At 42.1% G+C, this 12,159-nt stretch carries 8 protein-coding genes; 5 read left to right on the top strand and 3 right to left on the bottom strand.

The window, feature by feature from the left end; all coding sequences use genetic code 11:
- Positions 1-227 precede the first annotated feature (227 nt).
- The 4 genes from thrS (at position 228) to rnr (ending at position 6,742) form a co-directional block, all read left to right on the top strand.
- Complete coding sequence (gene thrS, locus ACTXGF_RS14125; protein ID WP_443532966.1) at positions 228-2,162, top strand: threonine--tRNA ligase; 1,935 nt, start codon at positions 228-230, stop codon at positions 2,160-2,162.
- Between the two features lie 23 nt (positions 2,163-2,185).
- Complete coding sequence (infC, locus tag ACTXGF_RS14120) at positions 2,186-2,689, top strand: translation initiation factor IF-3 (protein ID WP_057762155.1); 504 nt, start codon at positions 2,186-2,188, stop codon at positions 2,687-2,689.
- Between the two features lie 392 nt (positions 2,690-3,081).
- A complete protein-coding gene (locus ACTXGF_RS14115; protein WP_443532968.1) occupies positions 3,082-4,326 on the top strand; it encodes a toxic anion resistance protein in 1,245 nt (414 codons plus the stop codon).
- A gap of 139 nt (positions 4,327-4,465) precedes the next feature.
- Positions 4,466-6,742, top strand: coding sequence for a ribonuclease R (gene rnr / locus ACTXGF_RS14110; protein WP_443532969.1), 2,277 nt, complete (start codon positions 4,466-4,468; stop codon positions 6,740-6,742).
- A gap of 123 nt (positions 6,743-6,865) precedes the next feature.
- Here rnr and ACTXGF_RS14105 read toward each other — a convergent pair whose 3' ends face one another.
- The 3 genes from ACTXGF_RS14105 to hisA form a co-directional block, all read right to left on the bottom strand.
- Positions 6,866-7,147, bottom strand: a complete 282-nt coding sequence (locus tag ACTXGF_RS14105; RefSeq protein ID WP_443532971.1) for a hypothetical protein — start codon at positions 7,145-7,147, stop codon at positions 6,866-6,868.
- 81 nt (positions 7,148-7,228) lie between these two features.
- On the bottom strand, positions 7,229-8,902 hold the full coding sequence (locus ACTXGF_RS14100) for a mechanosensitive ion channel domain-containing protein (RefSeq protein WP_443532973.1): 1,674 nt from the start codon (positions 8,900-8,902) through the stop codon (positions 7,229-7,231).
- A 69-nt stretch (positions 8,903-8,971) separates the two neighbouring features.
- Complete coding sequence (hisA, locus tag ACTXGF_RS14095) at positions 8,972-9,709, bottom strand: 1-(5-phosphoribosyl)-5-[(5-phosphoribosylamino)methylideneamino]imidazole-4-carboxamide isomerase (protein WP_102094878.1); 738 nt, start codon at positions 9,707-9,709, stop codon at positions 8,972-8,974.
- A 1,095-nt stretch (positions 9,710-10,804) separates the two neighbouring features.
- Here hisA and ACTXGF_RS14090 point away from each other — a divergent pair.
- Positions 10,805-12,157 carry a Na(+)-translocating NADH-quinone reductase subunit A gene (locus ACTXGF_RS14090; RefSeq protein ID WP_443532976.1) on the top strand — a complete coding sequence of 451 codons (1,353 nt, stop codon included), beginning with the start codon at positions 10,805-10,807 and terminating at the stop codon, positions 12,155-12,157.
- The last annotated feature ends 2 nt before the right edge of the window (positions 12,158-12,159 follow it).

The raw sequence follows: 12,159 nt of genomic DNA, 5'->3' as shown, positions 1-12,159 counted from the left end.
CTGTTATATTGCTTCTATAGCGAAATGCGTTTTACTGCAATGCTATTGATTAACTGGCTTTAGGCCTTACATTGGTCCTAGCGTATATAGTCATAGTAAGACTCTAGGTAATGCATCCCTCTCACAACATATCACGATGATTAGATATAATTGATGTGGTCTCACGGTTATATGATTGATGGTTGCAATCATCACTGCCAACGGACCCAATAATAGGCGAATAGATTATGGTAGCGATTACTTTACCCGATGGTAGTGTAAAAGACTTTGAAGGTCATACAACAGTCATGGAAGTGGCGCAAAGTATTGGGACAGGACTCGCTAAAGCGACGGTTGCTGGACGTGTAAATGGTCATCTAGTAGATGCACATGATCCTATCGTCGCTGATGCCAATGTTGAAATCGTAACGCCAAAAGATGACGACGGTGTTGATATTATTCGTCACTCATGCGCTCACCTGTTAGGTCATGCTGTTAAGCAGTTATATCCTGATGTGAAGATGGTCATTGGTCCTGTCATTGATGATGGTTTTTATTACGATATCTTTAGTGAAACGCCATTTACGCCTGAGCATATGGAAGCGATTGAAAAACGCATGATGGAGCTGATCAAGCAAGATTATGACGTTATCAAAAAAATGACGCCACGTGCCGAAGCGATTGAGATATTTGAATCACGTAATGAAGACTATAAACTAAAACTTATTAATGATATGCCAGGTGAAGAAGCGTTTGGCTTGTATCATCACCAAGAATACGTCGATATGTGCCGTGGCCCGCATGTGCCAAACACACGCTTTTTGAAAGTATTTAAACTGACCAAAATGTCAGGTGCTTATTGGCGCGGCGATGCGAAAAACGAGCAGTTACAGCGTATCTATGGTACTGCGTGGGCTGATAAGAAACAGTTAAAAGCTTATATCCAGCGCATCGAAGAAGCAGAAAAACGTGATCATCGTAAAATCGGTAAAGCGCTGAACCTATTTCATATGCAAGAGCAAGCGCCAGGTATGGTGTTCTGGCATGCCAATGGTTGGACGATTTATCAAGTACTTGAGCAATATATGCGCAAAGTACAATACGATAATGGCTACGAGGAGATTAAAACTCCTCAAATCGTTGATCGCAGTTTGTGGGAGCGCTCAGGACATTGGGGCAACTATGCAACCAATATGTTCACGACTTCTAGTGAAAATCGCGATTATGCGGTAAAACCAATGAACTGTCCTTGTCACGTGCAAGTGTTTAATCAAGGTCTAAAATCTTATCGTGACTTGCCACTGCGTATGGCTGAGTTTGGTTCTTGTCATCGTAACGAGCCATCGGGTTCACTGCATGGTTTGATGCGCGTACGTGGTTTTACTCAAGATGATGCGCATATCTTCTGTACACAGGCACAAATTCAACAAGAAGTTGCTGACTTTATTAAGCTAACGCTTGCTGTCTATGAAGATTTTGGCTTTGATAACATTATTATGAAGCTTTCTACTCGTCCTGAAAAACGTGTCGGTAGCGACGAGTCTTGGGATTTTGCAGAAAAAGCGCTAGCAGATGCGCTTGATAGCTCAGGACTAGACTGGGATTACTTACCTGGCGAAGGTGCATTCTATGGTCCAAAGATTGAGTTCAGTCTAAAGGATTCTTTAGGACGTATTTGGCAGTGCGGTACCATTCAAGTTGATCCAAACATGCCTGAACGTCTCGATGCTGAGTTCGTTAATGAGCAGAACGATCGTGAAGTACCTATTATGTTGCACCGTGCAATCTTAGGTTCATTTGAGCGCTTCATCGGTATTTTGATCGAAAACTATGCCGGTTGGATGCCAGTATGGCTAGCACCGCAGCAAGTTGTGGTCATGAATATCACCGATAAGCAAGCTGATGCATGTGAAAACGTGGTTAGCGAGCTTAAAAATGCAGGTTTGCGCGCTATTAGCGACTTGCGTAACGAAAAGATTGGATTTAAGATACGAGAGAAAACATTAGAACGTATTCCCTATATGCTAGTATTAGGGGATAAAGAAGTCGAATCGGGCAGTGTTAACGTCCGAACTCGCGAAGGTGAGAACCTTGGCGTGATGAGTGTTTCTGAATTTATTACATTAGTACAGACCGCTGTCAGTAACAAAGGCCGACAGACCCCAAAAACAGATGAGGAGTAATACCTATTAAACAGTCCAACCGTTTGAACATCAACGAAGATATCAATGTCAAAGAAGTCCGTCTCGTTAAAGAAGATGGCGAGCAAATGGGCGTGGTTGATATCGCAACCGCGATGAAAGCGGCACGTGATGAAAATCTAGATTTGGTTGAATTAGTTCCTGAAGCTAAGCCGCCAGTATGTAAGATCATGGATTATAAGCATTTCCTCTATGATCAAAAGCAAAAGGCTAAAGAAGCTAAGAAAAACCAAAAGCAGACTCAGCTTAAAGAGATGAAGCTACGTCCTAGTACCGAAGAGGCCGATTATCAGGTTAAACTGAGAAAAATCGTGAGCTTCTTGGAAGATCAAGACAAAGTTAAAATTAGCATCCGTTTCCGCGGACGTGAAATGGCGCACCAAGATATCGGTCGCAAACAACTTGATCGTATCATTGAAGATACTGCTGATATCTCAAACGTCGAACAGTACCCTAAGATGGAAGGTCGTCAGATGGGTATGCTGCTTGGACCCACTAAGAAAAAGTAATCTGTCTATTGGATTGCTTTGAGTGGTGGCTGTTAGTCTATATAGCTATTTATAACTCTAACCATCAATATGCTGCGGGATATTGATGGTTTTTTATTATGTGGACTCAAAAAATACTGTAATGAACATAAATAGCCTAGCATCATTGACTGACGCTATTTTACAAAATCCACCTTCTCAACTTTCTGATTACACGGTAATCTAAAGGTCTAGTTATATTTACTAGTTAGTATTTAGCAGTAACTAGTGATTATTTGATAGAAGTTAGTACGAGCTAAAGACAAATCTATAAGTGTGTAAAAGCTAAGTGTATAAATAAAAACAATGTATACCACGACTGTCAGAGTCGTTGACAAAAAACACTTCCCTTCTCCGATATCAGAGGATATTTCATGCAAGAATTGACACCACCAGAAAACGCTACAACTCCCAGTATCTCTCTAACAGCACCTGAACCTGTTAAAGAAATACAGAAAAGTGAAGCAGATCAGATGGTCAAATTGGATGAAAGCCAAATTCCTGAGCTCGATGCCAAGGTTGATGCTTTTGTTGATCATGTGATTACCAACTCTGTGAATAGCGATGAGTTTCGACAGAACGTGCAGTCTATTCATAATCTAGGTACCAAAGAGATTCGCGAATCTGCACAAGTATCTAACCGAATGTTAGATTTGCCCGCAAAAAGTCTTAATGACAGCTTATTTGATAATTCCCCTATCGCCAAATCGTTGACAGAACTACGCGGGATTGTCGAAGACTTAGATCCGAGCAAAAAAGAGCTGACCAGCTCGCGCAAGTTGTTCGGTCTCATTCCGTTCGGCAACAAAGTACAAGATTATTTTCGCCAATATGAATCAGCGCAATCACATATCAATGCGGTCGTTACCAGTCTCTATAATGGTAAAGATGAATTGCTCAAAGACAATGCGATGATTGAGCAAGAAAAAGTCAATATGTGGGAGCTGATGCAGTCTATTCGTCAATATGTCTACGTTGGCAAAAAGATTGATGAGCAACTTGAGCAAAAGGTCTATGCGATAGAAGCAACAGATCCAGAAAAAGTCCGCATCATTAAAGAAGAGATGTTGTTTTATGTCCGTCAAAAAAACACTGATTTTTTAACTCAGTTAGCAGTGAATGTACAAGGCTATTTGGCGCTTGATACTATTCGCCGTAATAACTTAGAGCTGATCAAAGGGGTCGATCGCGCAACCACGACTACTGTGTCTGCATTACGCACGGCTGTTGTCGTCGCACAAGCAATGACCAATCAAAAATTGGTACTAGATCAAATCACTGCATTGAATAAAACCACCAGCAGTTTGATTGAATCAACGTCAGCGATGCTTAAACGTCAGTCAGGTGAGATTCATGAGCAGGCGACTAGCAGTAGCATTGAGCTTGATAAACTGCAAAATGCCTTCAATAATGTCTATGACACTATGGATATGATTAGTAATTACAAAATTGAAGCGCTAGAGAATATGAAGCAAACGGTCAATACACTGACCACTGAAGTAGATAAAGCACAAAAATACTTGGATAAATCAAATCAGACTACGGTATTAGAAGTCTCAAAAGAGTTGGATAGTAAAAAAATCACTAACCAATCTAGCAATGTCGATATTGATATTTGATTTATCCCTATAGCGGTCGCTAGAAAACTGACCGCTTCCTGCTACCGAATACACATAAGACAATTGACGCAAGATATTGCGACGTCGTTCGTGTTAAGATAGCCACTATTAATAATTTTAAAAATAGATACGGTAATTTATGAGTTGGAATGATCCAAACGCCTCAAGTGAGGCAAAAAAATATGACAACCCGATTCCTAGTCGTGAGCTGATACTCAGCACGATTAACGAGCATGGGGAAGTCACGCATCAACAATTGGCAAAAGCCTTTAACATTGATGACCCTGATCAGTTTGATGCTTTGGGCAATCGCCTAAAAGCAATGGCGCGTGATGGCCAAGTAAATCGTGATGGTCGTCCTTATCGCTATCGCACAGTGACCAAGCAAGATATCGTCTCAGGTACAGTTTCTGCACATCCAAAAGGTTTTGGATTTGTGGTGCTAAGTGATATGCCAGATTTGTTTTTGCATGAAAAACAAATGCGCTGGGTATTCAATGGCGATACGGTAGCAGCCGTCGGCACTTCGACAGACAATCGTGGACGTACCGAAGGGCGTATCGTCGATGTTGTCGAACGTCGTCAAAACAACTTTATCGGTACACTTGCTCGTGATGAAGACGGCTATTGTGTTGAGCTTGGTAGCCCAAACAATCATCAACCGATTACGGTTACTGATGACAATGTTCAGTCGCTAAATATCAAACAAGGCGCTCCTGTTAAAGTCGATATCATTGACTGGCCAAACCAGCATGAATTTGCCACTGGTAAAATCACTGAAGTTCTGTCTGACGATAATGATCGTGAATTGATTATTGAGACTACCCTGCTCAACTATGATATTCCATCAGATTTTAGCGAAGCTGCGCTTAAACAAGCTGATGACTATCAAGAGCCAACTGAGAAAGACATAAAAGGTCGCACAGACTTACGTCATCTACCGCTTGTCACTATCGATGGTGAAGATGCTCGTGACTTTGATGATGCTGTATTTGCTGAAAAGCGCTCTGGTGGTAACTACCGTGTTGTGGTTGCGATTGCGGATGTCAGCTATTATGTGACACCGAATTCACCACTTGACCAAGATGCCTATGAGCGTGGTACTTCAGTATACTTCCCGCATCGCGTGATTCCGATGTTGCCTGAAGTGTTATCTAACGGTCTGTGTTCACTGAACCCTAATCTAGATCGCTTATGTATGGTTGCTGATATCAAGATATCACGCGCTGGTAAAGTGACTGGATATGAGTTCTATCCATCAGTGATGCACTCACAAGCCCGTCTCACCTATAATCAAGTAAATGATTATCTTGTGAACCCGAATGATAAGAGATTACCTAAATCATTAACAGGTAATAAAGACGTTAAAAAATCTGTTGATACGTTACATCAATTGTATGAGCTACTGCTTAAAAAGCGTGAAGAACGTCATGCAATGGAGTTTGAAACGGTTGAGACGTATATCAAGTTCAATGAGAAAGGCGGAATCGAAGCGATTTTACCACGCACTCGTGGCGACTCTCAGAAGCTAATCGAAGAATGTATGTTGCTTGCCAATACTTGTGCGGCAAACTTTGCGCTTAAGCATGAGTTACCAGTTTTATATCGTAACCATGATAAGCCTGATAATGAGAAGTCGATGCGTATTCATGAATATGCGAAAAACTTTGGCTTACCATTCCCAGAAGAGAATCCAACGCAAGCGGATTATCAACGCATTATCGAAGCGACTAAAGATAGACCAGATGCCATCAGTATTCATAGCATGCTGCTGCGTTCAATGATGCAAGCAAACTATGCACCTGACAATATTGGTCACTTTGGCTTAGCATATGACGAATATAGCCACTTTACCTCGCCAATTCGCCGTTATCCAGATTTGATGCTGCATCGTGCGATTAAAGCGAAAGTCACTAACAGCCAACAACCTGTTATGGACTTTTCTCTTGAAGGTGCTGGTACACAAACATCAGATACAGAGCGCCGTGCAGAAAAAGCATCACGTTATGTAGAGTCTTGGCTCAAGTGTCATTATATGACCGATCATGTCGGTGAAGAGTTCGAAGGCGTTGTGACTACAGTTACTAGCTTTGGTCTATTCGTCACATTAACTGACTTATATATCGATGGTTTGGTTCATATCTCAAACGTTGGTGATGACTTCTTTGTCTACGATGAGCAGCAACAGCAGCTTATCGGTAAAGATAAAGGCACGCTATTTGGGCTGGGCGATTCAGTTAAAGTGAAGGTTGCAGGTGTCAACATGGATCTGCTACAAATTGATTTTGATTTGAAGGCTAAATTGCAATCTAGTGCAATGAACCAAAGCAAAAAAGGTCAACCGAAGAAAGAGCAGCCTAAGAAAACTCCAGCAAAAAGAAGCAGCAACCGCAGAGGCGCTGCCAAAAAAAGCTAAGCTTAGACTGATACTTGGATACTAATGTTGTAATACAATAAAAAAGGCTAACGTAATCGTTAGCCTTTTTTATGCTGTGTACTTTTCAATCATCAATGATATAGCTATTTATTGTGATTGTGCCTATTGCGCATCGTCCAATTGCTCTATACGGTCTTGCTCGGCTTGCTGTGCTTGGTCAATTTTACTGGTAGCACTATCTACGATAGCTTTCGGCTGTTGACTAAGTGGCTGGCTAGTAATATCTGTATCAGAGGTAGCTACTGTAGAATCAGGCTGTTCATCCGCTACACTACTGGTTGCAATCTCTCTATTTTGTTCACGACTATTGCCATTGATAATGTTAAAGCCAAGCAATGCCACAATACCAATTACTGCAAAGATAATAACGTGTTTCATTTCCATAAAAAGCCCCGTATTTGAATAACCACCAAATATAGATTCTGTTGCACTTTTTATGCCTAAACCTTATTTAACGCCTAATACCTATTCTTGCGGGCTATTATTATTCAATAAATCAGTCTCATCTGAGCTTTGAGCAATCTCTTGCTCAACCTTTTCCATCAGCTTGTCGTCAGGACGGGCGTCGAGAACCTCATTAGCACTGCGACCTTGCAAAATGGTTTTGGCTCGAGCCTTGGCTTGTTTTTTATCTTGGTCATCCGTATGGCTCTCGCTGACCTGATTTGTTTCAGCAGGTTCAGGGATAGTCGGCGTAATCGTTATATCAGATTGAACATTATTAGCATTGTTGGCACTGCTTTGCATGTGTTCAAAGGCTTTTTCTAACTTGTTGTTAAAGCGCAGACGATAGATAGGCTCAGGTAAGCTAAAGCCTTTGTCTTCTAGTGCGTGCTTGGTCTCACGAATGGCGATACTGCGTGCTTTGGCAAAGTCAGTCTCTGATTGATCTACCCAAACCTGAAATTCCAAAACAATATTAGAATCACCCACATTGGTAATGACCGCAATTGCCTTTGGTTCATTCAAGACAAACGCCAGCGTATGTATCGCATCTAACCCGACTTTGATTGCTGCTAAAGGATCATCATTGGCATCAACGCCTAGCTCAAAGGTGAATCGGCGCTCAGGATTTTTGGTGTAATTTAGAATGGTACCTTTAAAGACCTCAGCATTAGGAATGCGCAGCTGATTACCATCCAGTGTCATCAGTATCGTCGCGCGCGAGGTCAAACGAACCACGATGCCCTCTTGTCCATTAATTACGATATGGTCACGGGCCCGAAAAGGTTGGCGAATGCTCAGCATTAGTGAAGCGATATAATTTTCAATGGTATCTTTGACTGCGAAACCAACCGCAATACCAATGACACCTGCACCACCAAGCAATGTACCTAAAATAGTCTCTGCACCTATCAGACTTAGTCCTAGAATCAGACCAAAGATAATAAAGATGACTTTGACCGTTTGTGACAGCAGCTCAGCGACAAATGGATTGGGCGTTAGACGTTGCCACATCTTTTTGCGATTAGATAACCAACTGCCAAACCATGCTACCAAGGCAAATATAACGATGCCGACCAATAGTAGTGGTAGCGCCTTCACAAGATTCGTCACCTGCGCTTTTAAACCTTGATAGACCGTTGAGACATTCTCTTGAACATCTAGCGTGCGGTTAATTCTGTCTTCTACAGTGACGACATCTGTTAGACGATTGGTTAAATTAATCGCTTGCTGTGCTTTTTTTTCGTTGGCTGTTTCTCCCGTTAGGGTAACGACCCCTTGGGTGACACTAACATTGACGGCTTGTAAGCCTTCGATTTCAGAGAAAATACCGCTGATACGTTGACGAATGTCGTTGTCTTTTTGCGGTGTTGGTGTGGTCTCGATTTGAGCATTATTAGTGCTTTCGCCACTGATTACTGGCGGTGGAGCAGGCGTTGGCAATGAGCTGTCAAGTTCTGTGGTTTCAACTTTTGATGTCTCATTTTCTGATGTGGCAGAATTATCGTTAGATACGCTTTCCTCTATCGTCTCTACACCTTCAGTTGTCTCTATACCTAGTGCTGCTGAGATACCAGAAATTTCTTCACTGGCAGCATGCGCTGAAAACGCAAAAAGGATGCTTAGTAGCAACACTATTTGACCCCACGCTTTTATAGAACTGCGTATTATTGGACGGTCAATGTAAGTGGCCATAAGCATCCTTTATTTTTTATGGATTTTTCTCGCTTAGCTGATTGCTGACAATTAGCTGCCTAGCTTTATTTAGCTATCCAAATAAAGCTGCGCTTCGCTCAAATTCAACGTGCCTTCATAGATAGCACGACCGGTAATAATACCTTCGATACAATCACCATACGGCTTTAACAGCTCGATATCTTTCATATCGGTAACGCCACCTGATGCAATCACAGGTAGTCCGCCTTCACGCGCCAAATTAACGGTTTGTTCAACGTTAACGCCTTGCATCATGCCATCGCGGGCGATATCAGTATAAACGATTGATGACACGCCGACATCTGCAAAGCGCTTAGCAAGTTCGGTCGCTTTAGTATCTGTCACGTTTGCCCAGCCATGAGTGGCTACCATACCGTCTTTAGCATCGATACCGACGATGATATGCCCTGCAAATTCGCGGCAAGCTTCAGCGACAAAATTAGGATCTTCAACGGCTTTTGTACCGATAATGATATACGTCAAGCCTGCGGTAATATACTGCTCGATGGTATTCATGTTGCGTACACCGCCACCCAATTGAATAGGCAAGTTAGGGTAGGCTTTAGTGATATCATTGACCACTTGTCTATGTACTGGCACGCCATCAAAAGCACCATTCAAATCAACCAAATGTAAGCGACGAGCGCCTTCATCTACCCAACGCGCTGCCATGGCAACTGGGTCATCAGAGAACACCGTATCATCTTCCATACGGCCTTGTTTTAAACGTACACACTTACCATCTTTTAAATCAATAGCCGGGATAATGACGGGCACAGCACACATATAGCATTCCTTATAAAGCACAAGATTGGCAATAAATTTAGTAAATTAAAATTTTGAGAATGAAACGTTATCGAAGCATCAAATAACGAGAGAAAACGCTGCTTAAAAGTAGCATAAATTATGGACAGATCGAAAACTAAGACATCGCTAAGTTAGCAATCTGTTTGAATACAAATAAGAAAGACAGAAACTAGAAAATCATAACCATAAGTTTTAGTACGTAGAATCACTACCAACAATCGTTAAATTCTATTACTGGCTGGCAATTTTAGGTCAATTTAGCGTATAATCCTAGGTAAATTTTTATTTGTTTCTATGTGATAGTAACCATGTGTTACGCTTTTTGTGGAGTTGTTACGACTCACTAATACAGCATGGTGATCAGGATGGATCGAGCAATCGCTCAATACGCCAATAAAATATTGGCCAAGAAATTGCTAAAAAGGACTATCTGAAAAATCTCAACCAATAGTCTCTAAACCATCGATTCTGCGGTATTTAACCTTAATTAGATGTCTTGCAAGTCCCTATCACTAGCTAACTATATTAGAACCGTTACGATTAAAACTATAGCATCTTATAATAAGTGAGGTTTGCTTATCAGTTGCTTAGCTAGTTTGTCTTTTAACCAGTATATCATCTACCTTAATAGATCGTTATTTGGCCACACTCTTATTCTATCGAATATCTGTAAACGGTATTCGTAAACGAGAGATGGTCAAACATACTGGTGTTACAAGTTTTAAATTTCAATGAAACGTGTGATAAAGCCATTTGTATTTAAACCAGTCTCTTTTAGCCATGTGCTGTAGCGATTGGTTTCGATGAAACGGTTTTAGCATACACCTTGGTAGCCAGTCGCCACTTTGGTAATTCGAATAAGACATTAACGTGTTGTTAAGGAGTCTAAGGTCAGCGTTAATACTCTTACTAGTAGTTATGATCATGTATTGTCTTCACAGAGCTTTCATCCCTATTTCACTATAAAGGAAATAGACGATTGAAGGCTTTGTTGAGTGATACAAACGTTCATGCTACCGATATACCAAACAGGACGTCTGGTATCGTTTTAGACTATGGACTAAGTTTTCGCTTATGATTACCATCAAAAAAGGTTTGGATTTGCCCATCACTGGTGAACCCTCCCGCGAGATATCTGAGCACCAACCGACACATGTAGCACTTGTTGGCTATGATTATGTGGGCATGAAGCCCACTATGAATGTCAAAGAAGGTGACATTGTAGCCAAAGGTCAGCCCGTTTATGAAGACAAAAAACGTGTTGGCGTGATCTACACTGCCCCTGCTGCCGGTAAGGTCGTCGCTGTTAAACGTGGCGAACGTCGAGTGTTTGAGAGTCTTGTGATTGCGGTCGACCCCAATGGTGAAGAAGTAGACTTTGAGCGCTATGACTCACAGCAGCTTGCTGACCTAGACTCTGAAGTCGTTGAAACCCAACTGATTGCCTCTGGCGAATGGACGGCGTTCCGTACGCGTCCTTATAGCCGCGCACCCGAAATCGGCGCTCGTCCACATGCTATCTTTGTCACAGCAATGGATACCAATCCACTTGCATTTGACCCGATGCTTGTGATCAATGAGCAGCTACAAGCGTTCAATGATGGACTTGCTGTATTATCTACGCTTAGTCCAAAGACCTTTGTCTGCCATCATGGCGATACCCAACTGACGCCAGTTGCAAAAACTGCAGCAAATAATGTCACTGAGTATCATGGTTTTGCTGGTAGGCATCCAGCTGGTCTTGCTGGTACGCATATTCATTTCTTGCACCCTATCAGCCGCGGTGTGACCGTATGGACGATTGGTTATCAAGACGTGATTGCCATCGGTAAATTGTTTACGACAGGCCGTCTATATACGCGCCGCATGGTGAGCTTAGCAGGTCCTGCTGTCACTAACCCGCATCTGGTTATGACTGAACGTGGTGCTGATGTTACTGCATTAACCAAAGGTAAACTGGCTGCTGGCGAGAACCGTATCATTTCAGGTTCAGTATTGTCTGGTCGCAAAGTGTTTGAAAACATCGCCTATCTGGGTCGTTTTCACAATCAGATCAGTGTATTGACTGAAGGCCGTGAGCGTCCTGCGTTCCATTTCTTTACTCCAGGTAAAAACCGCTTCTCAAAACTGCCTATCTATATTTCGCAGTTTTTTGGTGGCAAAAAATACAACTTTACTACGACAAGTAACGGCTCACCACGAGCGATGGTACCAATCGGTGTCTATGAAGAAGTCATGCCACAAGATTACCTACCAACTCAATTACTACGTGCATTGATTGTCGAAGACATCATTAGCGCTGTAGATTTGGGCGTGCTTGAACTGGACGAAGAAGATTTGGCACTATGCACCTTTGTATCTCCTGGCAAATATGAATTCGGTGATATTTTGCGTGATAACTTAACGCGCATTGAGCTGGAGGGCTAACC

Origin of the sequence: Psychrobacter sp. 1Y6, assembly GCF_052258385.2 — a bacterium.
Classification (GTDB): Bacteria; Pseudomonadota; Gammaproteobacteria; order Pseudomonadales; family Moraxellaceae; genus Psychrobacter.
This window is presented reverse-complemented; position numbering and strand designations above follow the sequence as displayed.

Excerpts from the sequence above, each read along its gene's own strand:
- ACTXGF_RS14100 (WP_443532973.1), bottom strand. The coding sequence starts at position 8,902 with ATGGCCACTTACATTGACCGTCCAATAATACGCAGTTCTATAAAAGCG.
- ACTXGF_RS14105 (WP_443532971.1), bottom strand. The coding sequence starts at position 7,147 with ATGGAAATGAAACACGTTATTATCTTTGCAGTAATTGGTATTGTGGCA.
- thrS (WP_443532966.1), top strand. The coding sequence starts at position 228 with ATGGTAGCGATTACTTTACCCGATGGTAGTGTAAAAGACTTTGAAGGT.
- hisA (WP_102094878.1), bottom strand. The coding sequence starts at position 9,709 with ATGTGTGCTGTGCCCGTCATTATCCCGGCTATTGATTTAAAAGATGGT.
- ACTXGF_RS14090 (WP_443532976.1), top strand. The coding sequence starts at position 10,805 with ATGATTACCATCAAAAAAGGTTTGGATTTGCCCATCACTGGTGAACCC.
- ACTXGF_RS14115 (WP_443532968.1), top strand. The coding sequence starts at position 3,082 with ATGCAAGAATTGACACCACCAGAAAACGCTACAACTCCCAGTATCTCT.
- rnr (WP_443532969.1), top strand. The coding sequence starts at position 4,466 with ATGAGTTGGAATGATCCAAACGCCTCAAGTGAGGCAAAAAAATATGAC.